The sequence below is a fragment of the Brevibacillus fortis genome, assembly GCF_003013395.1.
Classification (GTDB): Bacteria; Bacillota; Bacilli; order Brevibacillales; family Brevibacillaceae; genus Brevibacillus; species Brevibacillus fortis.
Genome location: NZ_PXZM01000011.1, coordinates 1 through 19,381, shown reverse-complemented (window position 1 = coordinate 19,381; position 19,381 = coordinate 1). Strand labels below are relative to the sequence as shown.

Genomic DNA, 19,381 nt, shown 5'->3' with positions numbered 1-19,381 from the left:
TATATCGTAACGGGTAAAGATAACCATTCTGTAAGGAAAGTGGGAAAAAACGATGATCAAATTATGAAAAAAGTATGACCATGATCATTTTGATCGAATCATGACTTAATTCTCCGGCTTAATCCTTGGAAGCCTTATCGTAAAAGTACTGCCCTTCCCAGGCGTGCTCTCTACTCTACATTTGCCATCATGCAACTCAACTAGCTCTTTAACAATGGCAAGCCCAAGCCCTGTCCCTTTATTGTTCTTGGAGCGTCCCCGATCCACTTTGAAAAAACGTTCCCAGATGCGGTCCAGATCATCTGCTGCAATCCCTATCCCTGTATCGATCACTTGAATCTGTACATATTCCTCTTCCATTGCAGCACGCATGCGAATTTCGCCTTCAGCCGTAAACTTGAGCGCATTCTTCACCAGATTTTTCAGAATTTGCGCGATCCGGTCCTTGTCGGCATAAATTCTCGGTAGCTCGTCCTCCACCTCTACTCCCATGCGAAGCCCTTTTTCCTCTGCTTCTTGGTGGAAGGAAAAAGCAACCCGATTCATTACATCTGCTACATCGACGGGAAACTTGACCAGATTCACTTCGTTGTTCTCTAGCTTCATCAAGTCCATCAGGTCATCCACCAGGCGGTTCACTTGCATCGTTTCGGTGTACATCACAGCGTAATACTTCTGTCGCGCCTCTTCTTCCTCTACCAAGCCGTCCTGCAACGCCTCGAGAAAGCCTTGGATCGCGGTGAGAGGCGTACGCAATTCATGGGAGACATTCGCCAAAAAATCATTGCGCACTTGCTCCAGATGATGACGCTCCTGCTCGACCTTCTCCAGCTTCTGTGCCATCGTATTGATCGTTTGCGCCAAGTCGCTGATCTCGTCAGACGTATCGACCTCGACGCGCTCTGCATAATTCCCGCGACCAATCTCAGCCGCTGTTCTCTCGATGGTTCGCAAGGGACGAGAGATTGACCATGACAAATACGAAACCATGATCGTAGAAAGAAGCACCCCAAACAAAGTCGCCCACAGAATCGACTCGCGCATTTGACCAAAGGTTTTCTCAATTCCTTCAATCGGCGCGTGCAAAATAATTCCGCCATAAACGCTTTCGCCTTCGCCCCACGGGACGGAGACCGACAACATCGGGTCATCCAGACCTTCGATTTGCAGCTCGGTTACCGCGCTTTTTCCGCTCAGCACGTTATCTGCGATGGAAACTGCCACGGACTTGCCCGTGAGCATCTCATCCTTCATCGAGGTCGCGACAATTTTCCCTTCTGTATCAAATAACCAGATCCGGGTATCAAATGACTCGTCTAGCATCGCCAGCTTGTCCAAGAGCCGTTTGTTTACTTCATCGCTGTTATGGATGGCGGCATTCACTTTTTTCGCCATCCGCAAAAGCTCTTCTTCCTTCGCGTTGTAGATGTACTCTTTCGTAAAAAAGGAGAGAACGATACCTGTAATCCCCAGCCCCACCAAAACGGTAGCCAAAAAGCTGACCAGCAGTCTACGGTAGATACTCTTCGACATGCCTAGCATCAGTTATCCACCCCAAACTTGTAGCCGATCCCCCATACCGTTTGAATACATTCATAAGGGAGCTTATCTAAACGCTGTCGGATCTTTTTAATATGAACATCGATCGTTCGAACATCGCCAAAATAATCAAACCCCCACACTTGTTCCAGCAATTGCTCCCGCGACCATACGCTTCCCGGCGATTTGACGAGTTGAACGAGCAGATCAAACTCCTTTGGGCGAAAGCTTACTTTTTCCCCGGCCACGATCACTTCCCGTTTATCCAGATCAATCGTCAATTGATCAAATACAAAGGTACGGAGCACTGCTTCATCTTCCGCTTTTGGCTTTGGCTGCAATCTGCGCATAATCGCACGGATACGAGCAACGATCTCGCGTGGACTAAACGGCTTCGTCACGTAATCATCCGCTCCGAGCTCCAAGCCGAGTACACGGTCAAACTCCTCATCCTTTGCCGTCAGCATAATAATCGGCGTATCCCACTTCTTGCGGATTTCCCGGCATGCTTCAAAGCCGTCCAACTGCGGCATCATAACATCGAGAATGACCACATCCGGCTGTTCCTTTTCCATCATCTCAAGAGCTTCTCGTCCATCCGTTGCTGCGATGAGCTCGATTTGTTGTTTTTCAAAATAAAGGCGAATAATTTCGCGTACGTTTGGATCGTCATCGGCAACCAAGACTTTCATCGTGAACATAGCCAATAACCTCCCTTCTTCCAAAACGACATAGAATGAAACATGCCGTTCTGACAATTTACGTTTTTCCATGGTAACATAGATCACCCATGTTGTGGACGGATAGAAGTCCTATCTAGCTGGTAAAAGAAGGACAAACTCGTGTGCGACAATGAAAAAAGCGAGTGGACCCATAGCCCACTCGCTCTTATTCTTTACTTCGTTTCTCTTACAATCGGGACACTGCGTGTGAGACTCGCCCACAACAACCCTAACAGTGCGCCTGCAAAGGCTGGCACCAGCCATCCAATTCCTACCTTGTACAAAGGCAATTGCTCCAGGATTGGCGTCAGAGAGTCGATAGACAGTCCAAGCTGGGAAGCGCCATCCAACACACTGATGACAGCCGTTGCAGTGATCGCGCCAACGTATACGGCACGATGTCCATTGAACAATCGATGGCAGAACGTCAGCAGCATCAGTACGATCGCCAGCGGATAAATCGCCATCAAGATAGGCACGGAGAAGGTAATCAGCTGTGTTAAGCCTACGTTTGCTACCGCAGCACTGAATACACACAGGATCACAGCCATTTTCTTGTAGGAGATGCTAGGAATACGACTCGAGAAAAATTGACTGCACGCTGTGACGAGACCAACTGAAGTGGTGAGGCAAGCAAGCGTAACAGCGGCTCCCAGCAAGAGCGAGCCTAACGGACCGAACAATTGCAGCACAACTCCAGTCAAAATCTGTCCACCATTTGCCGATTTTGCAAACGATACACTGGTCGCTCCCAAATAACTGAGGGCAAGGTATACGAGTCCAAGTCCAGTTGCAGCAAGGACGGCGGCTTTGATCGTGGACCACATCACTTTTTTGCGATCGATGATGCCTCTATCCTGAACAGCCGTTGTTACTACCAGACCAAATACCATCGCAGCTAATGCATCCAGCGTCAGATAGCCTTCGACAAAGCCTTTGAAGAACGCTGTATCCTGATAGGCGCCTGTCGGTTGTCCCACTTCACCCAAAGGAGAAATGAGTGATTTGGCAAACATCAGACCAATGATGATCAAGAGAGCAGGTGTTAAGATTTTACCGATTCGATCCACCAGCTTGCTCGGGTTCAGACTCAACCAGAAGGTGATGGCAAAATAGACGATAGTTGTCAGAAATAGCGGTATCCAACTGCCTTTCATCGCTTCAGGCAAATATGGCAACACGCCCATCTCAAACGTTACGGTACCTGTTCGCGGAATTGCCATGAATGGCCCAATCGACAGATAAACAATAAAGGTGAACGCTACTGCAAACATCGGATGGACTCTTGACGCCATCGTTTGCAAATTACCACCCGCCAGACCTACCGCAATGATTCCCAGTAAAGGCAGACCTACACCGGTAATCAAAAAGCCGACCATCGCGATCCAAACATTATCTCCTGCAGCTTGTCCCAGCGCTGGCGGAAAAATCATGTTCCCTGCTCCAAAGAATAGGGCAAACAGCATCAAACCAATTGTAATTGTTTCTTTCGTTGAAAGTTCTTTCATATGAATCCTCTCAATATTGTTTAATAAAATAAAATTTTCATTAGTATAACTTAAAATTTACTCACTATTCAACCTTTAATTTTTTAAAATTATTGAACTTTTGTTAAAAATGAAAGTTTTTACAGTTCAAAGACCTCTTTTCTCTTGATCGCCCCCACTGCTTCCCATATATACAGACTGTAGATACTACGCCATGGAGTCCACTTTTCCCCTATCTTGCGAATATCGTTTTCATTTGGCTTCGATTTCATACCATAGAGGTGAACAATTCCATTTTCAATTCCTCGCAGCGAAGTGAGGTAAGTAACGATTTCCTCGTCACCCATTGTCCATAGTCTTTCCAAATCTACCGTTTCATTCACAATGGCACGAGCGAAATCGATGACGTACGGTCAGCTATGATTTTCTTTATTCACTCGTATCTGCGTATCTGGATGTGTCTCAAGACGCCGAAGCAATCGGTCAAAAGAATACGGAGGAGTAAGCGAAATAATCGAACAATTCGCAAGACTATTGCCTTTCCAGATAAAATAAAAACACCTCCGGAGAATCCCCGAAGGTGTCAAGTATACTTCGCAAACCTTATTTCGTAAACATCCCTTTGAGAACAAATTTTACGTTTGCCGGACTTTCTGCCAAACGGCGCATGAAATATCCGTACCAGTCATTTCCATATGGTACATATACGCGCATTTTATAGCCTTCGCGAGCCAAGTCAATTTGGGACTGCGTGCGAATACCATACAGCATTTGGAATTCAAACTGTGTGCGCGGGATATTGTGTTCCTTTTCCAGCTTTTTCACAAAATCAATGATGTTGTCATCATGGGTTGCCACAGCAGCATAACCACCATTCAACAGGTGCTGCTTGATGATTTTTTTGTAGTTCTCATCTACATCTGGCTTGTTCGGGTAAGCGACTTCTGGAGACTCTTTATACGCTCCTTTTACGAGACGGAAGTTCACTTTTTTGTCCTTCAGGCTGTCGATATCGTCCGCTGCTTTGTAGAGATATGCCTGAATAACGGTTCCGACGTTGTCGTACTCTTGCAGTAATTCGTTCAGAATCTCCATGGTCACTTGATTGTGTGCGTAGTCCTCCATGTCGATACGAACGAAAATGTTTCCATTTTTCTTAGCCGAATCCAAAATGCGTCTCATGTTTTCCATGCACAGCTCACGGCTGATGTCCAGACCGAGCGAAGTCATTTTCAACGAAAGATTGCAATCAACACCGGATTGGTGAATCGCTTCCAGCGTTTTAATGCAATAGTCAGCTGACTCGTTTGCTTCCTCTACGCTGAACACGAATTCGCCCAGATGGTCCAGCGTGCACACGAGGCCTTGCTGGTTTAGTTTGCGTACGGCGTTGATTGCCTCCGCAATGGTTTGACCGGATACAAAGCGGCTCGCCCCGAAGCGTAGACCCCACTTTTTCGCAGCAGAATTTAAGGTTTTGTTTTTGGATAAAAATAGAAAGAAATCCTTCATAGCTTGTTCCATCGTTGACTGTCTCCTCCTCAACGTACTCTGTCCACTTCTACTAGCATGAACCGTGCCAACTGATTCTCGTAAGCGCTATCGTGATGTCTACATCACATTTTAAACACATATGTACATTGCGTGTTTATTCTTGTACACTTTTGATTAGATATAGTCGATTTACAACAGGGACGATCCCTTTTCCTGTTAGTTTGGATAAGAGGTGACGATTTGAAACCGTTATTTTCGCTGGACAGTACACTCTCTTCCTTTGCGATTCCGATTCCACCTGATATTTTCAAAATACGCACAAGTGAAATTCTAGGTGAATGGGTTGATAAAGAACGAAAGGGCAGAGTAGTCATCGTCTCTCCTACCACTACGCTAGAACAATCCATCAGCCACATTCTCGCTGGCCCAAGCGTTTCCGATCTGCCGACACTCGTCATTGTGGATGAACAAGGCACTCCGACGGGAATGGTCGAGCCATACCAGCTCATGACTGCCTTTGTCGTGTTGACCCAAAACCAGTCTGCTCTGCTCAGTACCTTGATGGATACGATGAGTGAGGCTGTCACCATCGTTGACTCTCGCAATGTCGTCCAACACTGGAATCGGGCAGCAGAAACGATTTATGAAATCGATCGCGCCCAAGTCGTCGGAACTTCTCTCGATGAGCACTTCGAGAGTGAATCGATCCGCCTGCTCGATGCGCTGCGTCAAGGGACATCTGTTCAACGTGTCTATCACATTCCTCGTCCAGATAGTCATGTACTCATTAATGCAGCACCTATTCGCCGCGAGGGTGAGATTATCGGCGCGATTTCCATTGAACAGGATATTACCGAGCTGGTTCGTCTTAATGAAGAATTGGCACATACGACTGCCCATCTCCACAATTTACAGCAAGAGATGAGTCGGTTTCAGGCAGCGGACGATCCTTTTTATGCGATCAAGGGGCATTCCGCTTCGATTCAATCCGCTATTGGTTCCGCAAAAAAAGTAGCGCAGACGGATGCGACTGTGCTGATTTATGGAGAAAGCGGCGTCGGGAAAGAGCTGTTTGCCAAAGCCATTCATCAGGCAAGTCGCCGACATGAGAAACCGTTTATTGCGATCAACTGCGGTGCCATTCCCGCAGCTCTGTTCGAAAGTGAGCTGTTTGGCTATCAAGGCGGGGCTTTTACCGGAGCCGAGAAAAAAGGCAAGCCTGGCAAGCTAGAGCTGGCGCATGGCGGGACACTTTTCCTCGATGAAATTGGCGAGCTGCCGCTAGAATTGCAGGTCAAGCTGCTTCGCGCCTTACAGGAACGGCAGTTTTACCGTGTAGGCGGAACAGAGCCGATCACCGTCAACACGCGGATCGTAGCGGCGACAAATAGACAGCTGGAGCAAATGGTTGCAGACGGTCGTTTTCGCGAGGACTTGTATTATCGGCTGAACGTCTTTTCTCTGGAAATCCCGCCACTGCGCGAACGACGCGAGGATTTGCCAGAGCTCGTGCAAATTTTCATTCATGAGTATTCGGTCGCCCATGACCACTCCGTACCACGTATATCGCCCGAGGTCATGCAAGCGTTGTTCGAGTATCATTGGCCTGGAAACATCCGACAGCTTCGCAATGTCATCGAACGTCTGTCGATCTTGCAAGAAAACGGCGTTATTTTGCCTGAGCATCTGCCGTCTGTCATTCGCAGTCACGCAGAATCCACACACGTTTCTGTACTCACGCCGATTGGGGGAACGTATGCGCAGCCGACTCCGACGTCAATCATACGTCCGTCGATCGCGCACCCTTCCCAACCTGTGAACGAAAAAGATCGCATTCTGGCAGCGTTGGAGCGCACGTACGGCAACAAAAAAGCAGCAGCCGAGCTGCTCGGCGTATCACGCGGCACTCTATACAATAAAATGAAAAAGTTCAATATAAACGAGGAGTCTTTCAAATGGGATTGATAACATGGTCGGATGATACGTTTCAAATCCATTATGCCGGGGAAACGATTGTCCTTTTGCCAAAGGAATACGCCTTGTTTCAATTTCTGTACACATGGAAAAACCGGGCCTTTTCACGAAGTGATTTGCTGGATCGCGTTTGGCCGCTGGAAGAGCCTACTGACCGTACTGTCGACGATCACATTTACCGCTTGAGGAAAAAATTGCAAAAGTGGTCTCATCTGCTCACGATTGATACGGTCCGAGGAGTCGGCTATCGGCTTACACGAAAAGAGCAGCAGTCGCTTAGTCCAACGGTATTGAACAGCGATTTCTCTGAGAACATCCAGAAGATGCTAACCACTTACCATGGCATGGGGATGGGGGCCGCTTTACAGATGCTTTATGCGAATCAGCAAGTGCTCGGCTTCCAAATGGACTCTTTTTATGCTACCTATTTGCGGTTTGTTGTCGGTGACTTCATCTGGTTTATTGAGGATCAAGCAACTCCTAAATCAGATAAGCTGTTTTATTGGTTCCATTTGTACCATATGACACAATTGGACTCACAAAAAACGATAGAAGTTTTTGAATGGGCAATGAGAAATCTGGAAAGCATGCCTGCTACTTTTCAAGATGAGATGAAGATCAATGCAGTCGGCGTATACGCTCATGCGCAACAATGGGAGCAAGCCCAAAAACAACTGTTACCCGCCAGAGAGGTTGTCGACAAAGTAAATTCAAAAGGCTTTCACCTCTTTCTTCAAGCGGAAGAAGCCTTCCTGTATCTGCTAATGGGTCAGGTAGATGCAGCGGAGGAAGTGATTCGACGCTCAGATGACATCTTGCTAACACTCCCCATGCAGCGCGAACTTGGTAGCTTTACCATTGCTCGCGGGCTTTGTCTGTACCATCGACAGGAGATTGCCAAAGCGCGCCGCATGGTCGACGAGGGACTCGAAGTCGTCCGTGCCACCAAGTTCGTTCCTCACCTGATTTATGCTGTACAAAGTATTTTGTTGTTCTTAAAGAGCTTCAGCTATGACGCAGAATGGGAACGCAAATACAGAAAAATGTGGACAGATTTATCCGATGAGTACAAGTTCGACTACTTGCAGAAAAAGATTCTTGCCATCATCTCTTCCCCTATCTGATATTCTTCTGACAAATCCCTTTTATCATCGAGATAACAGATCAATGGAGGGATTTTTTTGTTAAAAGAAAATAGAACGTTTCGCACGCTATTCGTCTCTTACGGACTGTCTACGCTTGGCGATTGGTTTGATTTTATTGCGGTGTCCATCCTGTTGGGGTTTGTGTGGAAGGTTGATCCGATGACGATGGCCCTCCTGCCCGTTGCCTATGCAGCTCCAAGCATTTTGCTCGGACAGTTTGCCGGGGTGCTCGCAGATCGCGTGAACAAGGTACGTATGATCATGACTATGAATATCATTCAGGCTACTCTCACTCTACTCCTGCTTGCCATGCCTACTCCGTTCTGGTTCCTAGTGGTCATTGCCCTGCGTTCAGGTGCCTCTGTATTCAATGATCCGGCGCAACAGACCTTGACGCGTCAAATCGTACCTGAAAATCAATTGTTACAAGCCTCTGCCTTGAATGGAGCCGTATACCAAATGGGGAAATTGATCGGTCCACTTGCCGGAGGGTTGGTAGCCGCCGTTTTTGCACCCGCCATTTGTCTGATGATTAATGCTTCGACCTTCCTTCTCTCTACTGGATTTCTGTTTACGATTCGTAAAGTTGAGAATACGTTGTTTCGTCCATCCGCAGAGGAGCAGCCTCTCCCTTACCTGCAAGCATGGCAAGAGGGCTGGCGCATCTTTTTGCAAAACCGTGTCCTGTTGTTCAGCACGATCTTCGCAACCGTTACTTCGTTGGCGATTCAGTTGGCGGATACACAGTTTCCCGTGATCTTCCGCGAGAAGCTACCCGACAATCCGGAAATGCTCGGGTTTACGGTCAGTGTCATTGGATTAGGCGCACTTGTCACCGTCACCTTGCTTCAACGCTTAAAAGAAATTCGTTCCTATGGGTGGGTGCTGGGCGGCGGAGTTTTGCTCATCGGGATTTGTTTCTCGTGGATTGGATTTTTCCAGCCAGGTGATGGGATGTATTGGCTGCTGATTCCAGCATTATTGGCTGGAGTAGGAACAGGTCTGACTTCAGTCGGGGCCAATTATCTGGTACAAAAAGAAAGCCCCCCGCAAGCACATGGCCGAGTGAGGGGAATTATCGATTCATTGACGAGCGCCACTTTCATTATTGCTCCGTTACTCGGTGGCGTCATCATGACCATCTGGGGTCCAAACACCGCTTTTTTGTGGGTCGGATTGTTAATCGCTGCGATTGGCGGAGCTGCTGTTCTCTTACAGCGATGGATTTGGGGGAATCGCACAAAAGACGTGGCTGTTGATATCGCTACGGCTAGATCGGAACGAGTCGGATAATTTTATCATCGCCTTCTCTCGGATCACCACGACCATCGCGGTTGCTGGTCAACAAATAGAGTGTGCCGTCTTTTCCTTCGACAACATCGCGCAGTCGTCCGAACTCGTCTGGGAACAAAGCGGCAGCCTTCAATACTGTATCGGGTCTTGTAGAGTCCAAGCTAATTTTCTGTAACTGCTTGCCCCTGAGGTTCGCTACGAGCAGTTGTCCACTCCACGGCCCTTTGGATACATACGTCATGCCAGAAGGAGCCCATGTCGTATCACCGCTTTGCAGGAGGGGGGTTTTCATCCCCTCTTTTTGCTGTTCACCGGAAATGACCGGCCAGCCGTAATTTGCGCCCGGCTCGATCCGATTGATCTCATCTTGTGCAGTTTGGCCGTGCTCTGAGCTGTAGAGTATCCCTGTAGCCGGATGCCATGCGATGCCTTGCGGATTGCGATGTCCATAGCTGTATACAGGGGAGCCGGAGAAAGGATTGTCGGCAGGAATGCTTCCATCCAGATTGATGCGCAAAATTTTTCCGGCGAGGCTTGCCCGATCTTGCGCAAGCATCGGCACATGCGCATCGCCTGTCGTGATATAGAGACGCTGGTCGGGACTGATTTTAATTCGACCGCCGTTGTGTATCGAGCTTCCCGGGATTTTGTTGAGGAGTACCTTGTCAATCTGTGCAGCATTATTTGTTTCACGCAGTCGCAGAACACGATTGTAAGTCGCGCCTCCTTCTTTGTATGTATGGTAAACGTACAAGTAGTGGTTATTCGCAAAATCGGGATCGAGCACAAGACCCAACAACCCGCCTTCTCCCTCACTGACAAACGGGGCCGGGAATAAGATGAGCGGCTCTGGGAGCAGCTTGCCTGACTGGATCACACGTATTCTGCCTGGTCGCTCTGTGAAAAAGATCCGACCATCGGAGGCTATATCCATCGCCCAAGGCACATCCAATTGATCAGCCAATACCTCCATCCGATATGGAAGAGACTGTTGAGCTGGCTGCGATTCTGTTGCAGGATTCACCTCGCAGGCCACAATCGGCATACTCAAGATCAAGGTAAGCACGCACACCATCCACTTTTTCCACATCCCACGTTTTCCTCCCTACGCGATTTGTTCAGTACGAATCAGGCAGCATTTTAGACAAAGTTTCGCTAATTAACGCTTATGTTCCTTTTTTCGTTGCGCAAAAACCTGTCTGGATGCCTTCCAGCAGTTGTGGTGGGGCCGAAGCCCGGTGACATGTTTTCCAGTCGCCTATATCCTCTCTTCGTTCGGGCGGTCTCCTTCCAAACATATCACCGTGCTTCCACAGCTGAGGTGGGCGTCCAGCTTTTTTAGAACGTTTGTGTAGTTAATCAGAGAGGTCTTTTCGTTGTTCTTTGTCCTTTTTTCCTCTTTGATGCCTTTTCAAAGGTTGACTGAAGCCGCGTAGGAAGAAGCGGATTTCCAGTCCAAGCGCCTCTGGAGCCCTACTTAGCGAAGGAATGAATGGCGGGGGTTTTCAGCTTCACCTATGAAATACTCCCTTGAAACTTCAACGTTTGAAGCGCTCCCGACATTCATTCCGCAGCGGACAGTCCCCGCCTCCCGGCAGGGCGTAGGCCAAGCGTAGACTGGAAATCCGCTTCTTCCCTCCCCTACAGCCACTAACCAAAAAAGAGCAAAAAAAAATTGGTCCCCATTGAACCAATTCACGAAAAGACCTACTCGATATTCACTTGTCTTCGTTCCTCGATTTGTCGATGCAAAATGTACTTTCGCAAATTGTGAAAATGACGTGCATTGATTCCTTTGATTGTGCAGCCGTAAAAATAATTCGGGCCCTCTATTCGTTCATGAATGATATCTAGGTCAGTTTTCACTACCCCATCCGGGCGATTGCGACCATACAATTCAAAGGAAAAGACAATTTGCTGATCCGCAGGAATATGTTTGTCTGAGCGGAATGCCAAGCCTCCCAGGCTCAAATTTACCAAGTACACCATTTGACTATAAACAGAAAAAAATGAGTCTGGCTCCTGCGTCGGATACTGGATCCAGCCCTTAACCTCCATGTCAAAACGGGGATAGCGTCTGCGCTGTTCCCGAAACTCAGTAGCTGTTGGAGAGTGGAACAAAAACAAGCGATTTTTGTCCTTAGCCACGACTACGGCTTCAAACGTATTGATCGTTTCATAATCAGCCGTCAATAGACAAGGGATCTGGTCCCCTACAGTGACATCCAATGGGCCGGGAAATACGGCTTCGATCAAGTCCCCTTCTTCATAGGTAACATGACCTTCTATCACTCGATTCCCTTTTCTAATTTGTATTATGCTTTCCATCTGCGTTCTCCACCACTTCGCACAAATATATTACCGGGATTTCCGAAATCTTTACCTGGATGCTTTTCGCGGAAAATAAGGTATAATGGGAACATTGACAGATAGGAGGTTACAGACCGATGAATCGTTATCAATTGGTAACACTGGCTTTGGCATTTTTGGTAACCGCCTGTCTCATCGGAGTTGGCATTGCCATTGGGGAAAAAAGCCCCCTCGGTATCCTTGGCTGTATCGTTGTTGCCTTCTCGTTGATGGGATTTGGCTTTTCGTACAAGCGCAAGCATATGCGCTAACCTCTTCTCCGTTATCGCCGTACAAGTAAACTGTTCACATAAAACAGGACAGAAGGCAAGCCCTTGGCCTGCTTCAGCAGTTGTCTAGCGATAGAATAAATGTGTGGCTGGCTCCGATTTACCTTGCGATCCGCGAGATAAAACGCGACTAGCCCGTCCACGATCATACGGTGAAATGCAGGATTTGGCAAGCGTTTAACGCTTGCCTTTGCTTGTTCTATGAAAAGTTGCAAGCGTTCAGTCGCTATTCGTTCTGAATCGTAATAGCTCACGAAGTTTAAATCTCCACCCATTTTATCTTCTTCCAGGTCAATTAAATAGTCTAATAAAATATGTAATCCGCACAGCCACGGAAAGTAAGCTTCACTTACCGTTTGAATTTGCTCTTCCCTTACATCTGGATCAGTCGCTAAGCAAAAAAGAGCGAATATCCCGATAGTCGAACCTGTGACAGCTGCAAATTCTTGCCAGTGCAAATCGTGATAGCGTTCCTTGTATTGATCCCACCACGTCAACAAGTGATCCTCGCGCAAATGGGGAGCAATGTGCTTGTATACCTGCAAATCGCTATACAAACAAGAAAACTCGAGTACCTTTGCCTGGATTTTTTCATAGGCTGACAATTGTGCGACATGCCGTTGACAGGTTTGAACCAGCCCAGCCAAAAAGCCGCCGTCATCCTTATCCTCGCGGTACAAATAATAGTCTCGCAAGGGCGCGCCTGGTGTCAGTGCATCCTGCATCGACACGTGGAGCTGACGGAAGTCTTGCGGGTCTTGTGATGTGCTGCGATCACACAGATTATCCAAGTAGTCACTAATTGTTTGGTAGGCGACAATCAGCGGGACAATTGTCTCTACATGCGGGATGACCTGTGCTGCATAAACACATCCTCCTTGGCAGTGAAACTTTTTGGAATCCATGCTGTCTTGTGCCTGTTTTCTCAGCTCGGGATTGGGAATCGCCTGTGCTCTTTTGTACCAGGCCGCAAACTCTCGCTCCAGAACAGGTTGCACATGACGATAGACTCGGTAAAGTAGCTGCCATGGATTACGTAGTTCGCTCACTTACTTCCCTCCCAAAACAAATGGTAAACGGAGACATTCCCAAGCTTTTACCAGCTTACATCGTAGCCCTCGCTCATGACCAATAGAAACATCTTATCATATTTGGATGCCCACTCCAAAAGTCAGCCCTGAAATACACCAATTCGCCTTTTGGACTCCATATAGAGCACAAAAATAAACTTTTTGGTATTGATACGAGTAGAAGAGATTGTCATTTCCATCTGATTCTCCAGCTCCAGCATGCGTTTTCGCACCTCGGTAAAATCAAAGAACGTGGTCGCGTAGCTCTCAAATTTGGGATTACTGTAATCAGTCAGCCCGAGGGAAGCCAAATGGGTTAATGCCTGATAAATGGCTCTGCGAACCCGTTGCTCAGCGGCCTTCGTTTCCTTTTGGATCAAGACCGTCACTCCCTTTCCCAGCTTGCGGGCAGCAATCGCCAAAAAAATATCGCGTAAAGGTGGGAGATTCACTTCCCCATCGCTTTCCTTCTCCCAGCGATAGAGCCAATCCATCATGTCGAGTAAATCTTTGCTGCCTTTTTCGCTAATCATCCCCAGTTCGGTTAAGAGAAACCGTGCGGAGGACAAGATGCCTTTTTCAGGATACGATGCGTCTTTTGAAAGAGCTGCCGTCACGTTCATACTGCCAGACAAGACGGAAAGTGACCGCTGAATACCCTCGATGGATTGCTGGAGCAATATGCGTTCCCGTACCTTTTGCAGAACACTGATGACCTCCAGTCGATTTACCGGTTTGGTCACGTAGTATTCGATCCCTGTCGCATACGCCTCAGCGATCATCTCCTTCGTTTCGATTTGCGAGATCATGACAATTTTGCCTGTATAACGCCGCCCCAGTTGGCGCACGGTTTCAATGCCATCCCGATTGGGCATCAAAAGATCAATCAACAAGATGTCTACTTGCTTCCACTTTAAAAAATCGTGGTTAATTTGTGAGCCATCCTCTGCTTCTCCACATACCTCTCCCAAATCAGCATCCTCAATCATTTGACCGAGCATGAATCGAATCGCAGGATCATCGTCCACGATGAAGTAGCGCATCAGGTCACCCTTTCTGAATCAGAGTTGCGATTGGCAGGCGAATGCAAAAGTGTGTCGTTTGTCCGCGCGAGTCCTCGGATATATCAATCATTCCTTGGAGACTTTCTGTCACTTCCTTTACGTATGATAGCCCAATCCCCGTGGAAGGCTTGCCTGATACGTCGTATTTGGTAGTGAACCCAGGCATGAACAAGAGCTCCTTGTCCTTCACCGCAATGCCTGGCCCATCATCGGTTACACCAAAATGAATCCATTCACGACTCTCGTCAATCAAAGCAACGATCGATACCATCCCCCGATCACGGATTGCTTCTACACTGTTGCCGACCAGATTGTTGATGAGTGAGAGTGTCGTGTAAATGTGGCAAGCGAGATACGGCACCTCCACGTTTGTCTCAAACTGAATGTCCTTCTCCAACAGTCTCGCGTACTTTCGTTGCGCCTGAACAATGATGCCGATCAATTCGCCCAGTGGCATATAGTCTCGTTCGTTCTCGTCAGAAATCAGCTTGGAGAGGCCTGCATATATACGTTGATTGTCCTTTTTCACTTCATGCACTTGTCCGGCAAGAGACAACAGACGCTTCGCGTATCGCTTGCTCGTCCCATCCTCGCGTTCCACCTCGTTCATCTCGCGGTATAGCTCATAGCAGTTGCGCGTGATGTCCTCAACCTGATGCAATGTCTTTTTTAGATGAACAGATTCCTCGTACAAATTGGAGATGAGCATCAACATTTGCTCGTTTCGATTGCGCTGCTGTTTTTCCATCCATTTCGCCTGACGCAGCTGAATCATATTGAAAAAACTAAGGACAAAAAAACTGCGTATCAAGGCGATGACTGCAATCGGCCCTACGACCTCCAGCTGAAAGACTCCCTCCCAGGACACAGCACGGAAGGACAGCTCTACCAAATTGGCTGCTATTTCTGCGATTGTCCCCAACAGTCCCACCCAAAGCGGTCGATGATGTAGTGTATTAACGCGAAAGAGCGAGAATAGACAAGCAAAGGCTGCATAATAGCAAAATGCAGGGAAGTGCATCTGAAAAGATGACAGAAACGAAAAAACGTCCCCAGACAAGAAATCTAAGACTATTCGAAATAGAACAACAATTAATCCGGTTAATATCCCCGCCAGGAGAGAGGGACGCAGCCACAATAAAAAAAAGAAAAAAGCCGTTGTACCAAAACTGATGCGAAAATCATCTTGAAACGGGTGAAACTTGAGCTCCCCAGCAATCGGTACAGCAATGAGCATAAGCAGCAGGATCGAAATAGTCTCTCTCATAAAAGGTTGCCCGCACTTCCTCATAAGAAGTTGATCAAAAAGACGTTAACGATTATTTCTTAGTTTACTATATTTTTCTATAGATTTTTGTAGTTTTTTATAGACCTCCCCTTACAATGCCGAAGAAAGCTGTATAAACAGAACATTTTGACTAGGGGGAATTGTCTTGAACAAGCGTCATTTTCTTCTTTCGCTCACTCTGCTTCTATCCATGTCGCTCATGACGGCATGTGGCGGCAACAACTCTGCACAAGGAGGTGCAGGTGGAGGAAGCGCAGATCCCTCCCAATTAATTATCGCAACAGGCGGTACAGGCGGCACTTATTTCCCACTCGGCGGTGGCATGGCAGACCATATTACGAAAAACGCTGGCATCACCGCTACTGCACAAGCCACTGGTGCTTCTGCAGAAAACATTCGTCTCATTCGCGATAAAAAAGCGGACATCGCCTTCACACAAAACGACATCGCCGAATATGCGGCAAAAGGAACAAACATGTTCCAGCAGGACGGTAAAATTGAGGCCTTCCAAGCATTGGGCGCTCTCTACGATGAGACTATCCAAATCGTCGTCTCTGCTGACAGCAATATTAAAAGCGTTGCCGATTTGAAAGATAAACGTGTATCCGTAGGCGCTCCCGGAAGCGGCACAGAAGTGAATGCTCAGCAAATTTTGGAAGCATATGGTTTGACCTTTGAAGATACCAAGCTCCAGCGCCTCTCCTTTGCTGACTCAGCCAAAGCCATTCAGGATGGTCAATTGGATGCTGCCTTCCAAACTGCTGGAACGCCTACCGCTGCAATCACGGAGCTGGCAGCGACAACTGGAGTAAAAATTATTCCCATTGACGCGGACAAAATCGATGCGATCATCGCCAAATACCCTTACTACGTGAAAACAACAGTCCCTGCCAATACGTACCAAACCGTTCCGGAAGAAGTAACCACCGTCTCCGTCAAATCGATGCTCTTGATTCGCTCCGATCTTAGTGAAGATCTCGTGTACAAAGTAACAAAGGCGATCTTTGAAAACAGCGACAAGCTCGGTCACGCCAAAGCCAAGGAAATCAAGCTGGAGAACGTGAAGAACGGCGTCAGCATCCCTGTTCACCCAGGTGCGCAAAAGTACTTCGACGAAAAAGGCGTGAAGTAAAGCCAAATGGTTTTTACAAAGGCAGTAACAAAGGGAAGAGGGCGGACGTTGTTCCGCCTTTTCTCCTTCTTTCTTCTCGTCATTGTCATGTATGCAGGCATCTCTATTCCGCTGATTCCCGCTCTGGTTATCCGAGATACACAGTCGAATCAGGTGGTTTGGAGTGCCAACATCCAGGATGAAGCTACGTTTGGTATCCGCTGGACTCATTCCATTCATCGCTCAACAATCGAGGAGCAATACCGGATCGTGAACGGTCAAATTATTTTGTCGGAGATGAGCTTTCACGACTACGGTATCGGCATGGAAAATGAATTGGCTCCTGGAGAGGAGCTGGTTCTGGCTGATGGACGATTCCACATTCGCAATATGCAGCGCTCTTTTCCTGCTCTACGACTATTTATCGGGCAAGTACGGGCTAATCATACGTTGCTTTTCGCTGGACAGGACATTCCGTTGAGCTTGATCGACAAGCCGGGAGAAGCCATCACGATTCAGGCAGAAAAGCGATCCATTCTTAGCGAGTTAGGAGGTTACTAGATGAGTACAACAACGAATATGAACCAGCAAGAGATGGATAAGCTGATCGCGCAATACGACAAAGAATCAGCCACACGCCAGCTCGCGGGTCCCATGAAGTGGATCTCTTTTGGTCTACTTATTCTCTTCTCTCTGTACCAGTTATCCAGCACGCTTTTCTTCACGCTGCCTCCCCAGATTCATCGTCCGATCCACTTAGCCTTCGGACTGGCACTTGTCTATCTGTTATATGCGGGGACATCCAAAGGTAAAAATAACAAAATCGGAATCTTGAACATGATTCTCGCACTGTTAGGTGTCTTCGTATCACTGTATTGGGTCATTGACTATGAAGGACTCGTGACCCGAACAGGTAACTATACGACGATGGATATGGTGGTCGGTGGCATTGCCATCGTGCTCGTTCTGGAGGCTGCACGACGAGTCGTCGGAATCCCAATCGCTCTAATCGCCACCATTTTTCTTTTATACACTTACTTCGGACCTTACATGCCTGGATTTTTGGAGCATCGCGGCAGTGATGTCGAGCGGATTATCGGACACAGCTACTACACACTAGAGGGTATTCTCGGTACACCACTCGCTGTTTCCTCTACCTTTATCTTTTTGTTTGTGCTGTTTGGGGCGTTTCTCGAAAAAACAGGGGTCGGCGAGTATTTTAACGATTTGTCGCTGGTCATTGCAGGCAGACGAATTGGCGGTCCTGCGAAGGTCGCCGTTTTTTCCAGCGCCCTGCAAGGAACGATTAGCGGCAGCTCTGTTGCCAATGTGGTTACTTCCGGCGCCTTTACCATCCCGATGATGAAACGGCTCGGCTATCGTTCCGAATTTGCCGCGGCGGTGGAAGCCTCGTCCTCTACGGGTGGACAAATCATGCCGCCTGTCATGGGGGCTGCTGCGTTTTTAATGGCGGAGTTCATCGGTGTTCCCTACTTGGAAATTGCCAAATCAGCGATTCTTCCTGCGATTTTATTCTTCGTGGGCATCTGGATTATGACGCACTTCGAAGCAAAGCGACTCGGATTGCGCGGACTCTCCAAGGAAGAGTTGCCGAACAAAAAAGAAGTTTTGAAAAAAATGTACTTGCTCCTCCCCATCGTGATCATTATTACAGCCTTGATGATGAACATATCAGCCGAACGCTCCGCGATTATCGGTATCGTCTCCACAATTATCGTGGGAGCCTTCCGCAAAGAAACCCGCATGTCTATTGCTGATATTTTAGAAGCACTTGCCTCAGGTGCCAGAATGGCTCTCGGAGTCGTGGCCGCAACTGCGTGTGCCGGAATCATCGTTGGTACGATTACGTTGACCGGGATCGGCTTGAAGCTGGCAAACGGTTTGATTGATCTGGCTGGCGGTCAGCTTTTCCTTACGCTGTTTTTCACGATGATCGCATCGCTTATCTTGGGCATGGGAACACCTACGACGGCAAACTACATCATCACTTCTACCATCGCTGCCCCTGCGCTCATTCAATTGGGTGTACCAGATATCGCTGCACACATGTTTACGTTCTACTTCGGAATCGTGGCAGACATCACGCCGCCAGTTGCGCTTGCTGCCTTCGCCGCATCAGGCATTGCCAAATCAAAACCAATCCGGACAGGCGTAGAATCAACGCGGCTATCAATCGCGGCTTTTATGGCTCCCTATATTTTCGTCATCTCACCAGCCTTGCTGCTGATTAATACCACCTTGCTGGAATCGATTTGGGTTATGCTGACTTCAACGCTTGGGATGATTGGCGTGGGAGCAGGGTTAATCGGCTTCTGGATGTCCAAGCTAAACGTCTTGGAACGTATCCTCGCAGTTGCAGGTGGCGTGCTCGCGGTCATCCCTGGAATCGAAACGGATATCGCCGGTTTTATTTTACTGGGGCTCGTTTTTTCCTTGTCGTATTTCAAAGCCCGCAAGCAAAAACAATCTGTGCAAACAACACTGTGAAACATAACAAAAGCCCTCCTTTGCGTTTGATATGCTCCCCTTCAGGT

17 protein-coding genes are annotated in these 19,381 nt (G+C 47.9%); 7 read left to right on the top strand and 10 right to left on the bottom strand.

Translation table 11 applies throughout. The features are described 5' to 3' along the window. Nucleotides 1–105: 105 nt before the first annotated feature. The 5 genes from C7R93_RS07740 to C7R93_RS07720 form a co-directional block, all read right to left on the bottom strand. On the bottom strand, nt 106–1,542 hold the full coding sequence (locus C7R93_RS07740; protein WP_106838278.1) for a sensor histidine kinase: 1,437 nt from the start codon (nt 1,540–1,542) through the stop codon (nt 106–108). Further along, nucleotides 1,542–2,240, bottom strand: a complete 699-nt coding sequence (locus C7R93_RS07735; protein ID WP_106838277.1) for a response regulator transcription factor — start codon at nt 2,238–2,240, stop codon at nt 1,542–1,544. Before C7R93_RS07735 ends, C7R93_RS07740 begins: the two co-directional genes overlap by 1 nt. Before the next feature lie 194 nt (nt 2,241–2,434). Then, nucleotides 2,435–3,769: a branched-chain amino acid transport system II carrier protein gene (brnQ, locus tag C7R93_RS07730; protein ID WP_106838276.1), complete on the bottom strand. Its 1,335-nt coding sequence runs from the start codon at nt 3,767–3,769 to the stop codon at nt 2,435–2,437. Nucleotides 3,770–3,888: 119 nt separating this feature from the next. Next, nucleotides 3,889–4,113 (bottom strand): DNA glycosylase family protein, encoded by a 225-nt coding sequence (locus C7R93_RS30575; protein ID WP_244191470.1) that lies wholly within the window; start codon nt 4,111–4,113, stop codon nt 3,889–3,891. A gap of 238 nt (nt 4,114–4,351) precedes the next feature. Continuing rightward, complete coding sequence (locus C7R93_RS07720; RefSeq protein ID WP_106838275.1) at nt 4,352–5,272, bottom strand: proline dehydrogenase family protein; 921 nt, start codon at nt 5,270–5,272, stop codon at nt 4,352–4,354. Nucleotides 5,273–5,482: 210 nt separating this feature from the next. Here C7R93_RS07720 and C7R93_RS07715 point away from each other — a divergent pair, with 210 nt between their 5' ends. From C7R93_RS07715 to C7R93_RS07705, 3 genes are read left to right on the top strand one after another with little or no spacing between them, the layout of a single operon-like run. Then, entirely contained in the window at nt 5,483–7,207 is a 1,725-nt protein-coding gene (locus C7R93_RS07715; protein WP_106838274.1) for a sigma-54 interaction domain-containing protein, read from the top strand. Next, nucleotides 7,198–8,340 carry a winged helix-turn-helix domain-containing protein gene (locus C7R93_RS07710; RefSeq protein ID WP_106838273.1) on the top strand — a complete coding sequence of 381 codons (1,143 nt, stop codon included), beginning with the start codon at nt 7,198–7,200 and terminating at the stop codon, nt 8,338–8,340. Before C7R93_RS07715 ends, C7R93_RS07710 begins: the two co-directional genes overlap by 10 nt. Nucleotides 8,341–8,397: 57 nt before the next feature. Continuing rightward, nucleotides 8,398–9,654, top strand: coding sequence for an MFS transporter (locus C7R93_RS07705; protein WP_106838272.1), 1,257 nt, complete (start codon nt 8,398–8,400; stop codon nt 9,652–9,654). On the opposite strand, the gene C7R93_RS07700 is transcribed toward C7R93_RS07705, so the two are convergent. Together C7R93_RS07700 and C7R93_RS07695 are read right to left on the bottom strand one after the other, a co-directional pair. Beyond that, nucleotides 9,632–10,744 (bottom strand): PQQ-dependent sugar dehydrogenase, encoded by a 1,113-nt coding sequence (locus C7R93_RS07700; protein ID WP_106838271.1) that lies wholly within the window; start codon nt 10,742–10,744, stop codon nt 9,632–9,634. The genes C7R93_RS07705 and C7R93_RS07700 overlap by 23 nt on opposite strands. A 617-nt stretch (nt 10,745–11,361) precedes the next feature. Further along, nucleotides 11,362–11,982 carry a PilZ domain-containing protein gene (locus C7R93_RS07695; RefSeq protein ID WP_106838270.1) on the bottom strand — a complete coding sequence of 207 codons (621 nt, stop codon included), beginning with the start codon at nt 11,980–11,982 and terminating at the stop codon, nt 11,362–11,364. A 119-nt stretch (nt 11,983–12,101) separates the two neighbouring features. Between C7R93_RS07695 and C7R93_RS30010 the strand changes: the two genes are divergently transcribed. Further along, the gene (locus C7R93_RS30010; RefSeq protein ID WP_007722723.1) at nt 12,102–12,275 is read left to right on the top strand and encodes a YlaF family protein; all 174 of its coding nucleotides are present in this window, start codon (nt 12,102–12,104) and stop codon (nt 12,273–12,275) included. A gap of 11 nt (nt 12,276–12,286) precedes the next feature. Here C7R93_RS30010 and C7R93_RS07690 read toward each other — a convergent pair whose 3' ends face one another. The 3 genes from C7R93_RS07690 to C7R93_RS07680 all read right to left on the bottom strand — a co-directional run bounded on the left by C7R93_RS07690 (nt 12,287) and on the right by C7R93_RS07680 (nt 15,694). Further along, nucleotides 12,287–13,342, bottom strand: coding sequence for a tetraprenyl-beta-curcumene synthase family protein (locus tag C7R93_RS07690; RefSeq protein WP_106838269.1), 1,056 nt, complete (start codon nt 13,340–13,342; stop codon nt 12,287–12,289). A 122-nt stretch (nt 13,343–13,464) separates the two neighbouring features. Further along, nucleotides 13,465–14,406, bottom strand: coding sequence for a response regulator (locus C7R93_RS07685; protein ID WP_106838268.1), 942 nt, complete (start codon nt 14,404–14,406; stop codon nt 13,465–13,467). 4 nt (nt 14,407–14,410) lie between these two features. Then, nucleotides 14,411–15,694 carry an ATP-binding protein gene (locus C7R93_RS07680; protein ID WP_106838267.1) on the bottom strand — a complete coding sequence of 428 codons (1,284 nt, stop codon included), beginning with the start codon at nt 15,692–15,694 and terminating at the stop codon, nt 14,411–14,413. A gap of 166 nt (nt 15,695–15,860) precedes the next feature. Between C7R93_RS07680 and C7R93_RS07675 the strand changes: the two genes are divergently transcribed. The 3 genes from C7R93_RS07675 to C7R93_RS07665 are packed head-to-tail and all read left to right on the top strand — an operon-like array spanning nt 15,861 to nt 19,334. Continuing rightward, complete coding sequence (locus C7R93_RS07675; protein WP_106838266.1) at nt 15,861–16,847, top strand: TAXI family TRAP transporter solute-binding subunit; 987 nt, start codon at nt 15,861–15,863, stop codon at nt 16,845–16,847. Nucleotides 16,848–16,853: 6 nt separating this feature from the next. Continuing rightward, a complete protein-coding gene (locus tag C7R93_RS07670) occupies nt 16,854–17,387 on the top strand; it encodes a DUF1850 domain-containing protein (RefSeq protein ID WP_106838265.1) in 534 nt (177 codons plus the stop codon). Then, nucleotides 17,388–19,334, top strand: a complete 1,947-nt coding sequence (locus C7R93_RS07665; protein ID WP_106838264.1) for a TRAP transporter permease — start codon at nt 17,388–17,390, stop codon at nt 19,332–19,334. Nucleotides 19,335–19,381 lie beyond the last annotated feature (47 nt).

What these genes read in the sequence shown, in the direction of transcription:
- C7R93_RS07740 (WP_106838278.1), bottom strand. Translation starts at nt 1,542, where the DNA reads ATGCTAGGCATGTCGAAGAGTATCTACCGTAGACTGCTGGTCAGCTTT.
- C7R93_RS07735 (WP_106838277.1), bottom strand. Translation starts at nt 2,240, where the DNA reads ATGTTCACGATGAAAGTCTTGGTTGCCGATGACGATCCAAACGTACGC.
- brnQ (WP_106838276.1), bottom strand. Translation starts at nt 3,769, where the DNA reads ATGAAAGAACTTTCAACGAAAGAAACAATTACAATTGGTTTGATGCTG.
- C7R93_RS07720 (WP_106838275.1), bottom strand. Translation starts at nt 5,272, where the DNA reads ATGGAACAAGCTATGAAGGATTTCTTTCTATTTTTATCCAAAAACAAA.
- C7R93_RS07710 (WP_106838273.1), top strand. Translation starts at nt 7,198, where the DNA reads ATGGGATTGATAACATGGTCGGATGATACGTTTCAAATCCATTATGCC.
- C7R93_RS07700 (WP_106838271.1), bottom strand. Translation starts at nt 10,744, where the DNA reads ATGTGGAAAAAGTGGATGGTGTGCGTGCTTACCTTGATCTTGAGTATG.
- C7R93_RS07695 (WP_106838270.1), bottom strand. Translation starts at nt 11,982, where the DNA reads ATGGAAAGCATAATACAAATTAGAAAAGGGAATCGAGTGATAGAAGGT.
- C7R93_RS30010 (WP_007722723.1), top strand. Translation starts at nt 12,102, where the DNA reads ATGAATCGTTATCAATTGGTAACACTGGCTTTGGCATTTTTGGTAACC.
- C7R93_RS07685 (WP_106838268.1), bottom strand. Translation starts at nt 14,406, where the DNA reads ATGCGCTACTTCATCGTGGACGATGATCCTGCGATTCGATTCATGCTC.
- C7R93_RS07680 (WP_106838267.1), bottom strand. Translation starts at nt 15,694, where the DNA reads ATGAGAGAGACTATTTCGATCCTGCTGCTTATGCTCATTGCTGTACCG.
- C7R93_RS07670 (WP_106838265.1), top strand. Translation starts at nt 16,854, where the DNA reads ATGGTTTTTACAAAGGCAGTAACAAAGGGAAGAGGGCGGACGTTGTTC.
- C7R93_RS07665 (WP_106838264.1), top strand. Translation starts at nt 17,388, where the DNA reads ATGAGTACAACAACGAATATGAACCAGCAAGAGATGGATAAGCTGATC.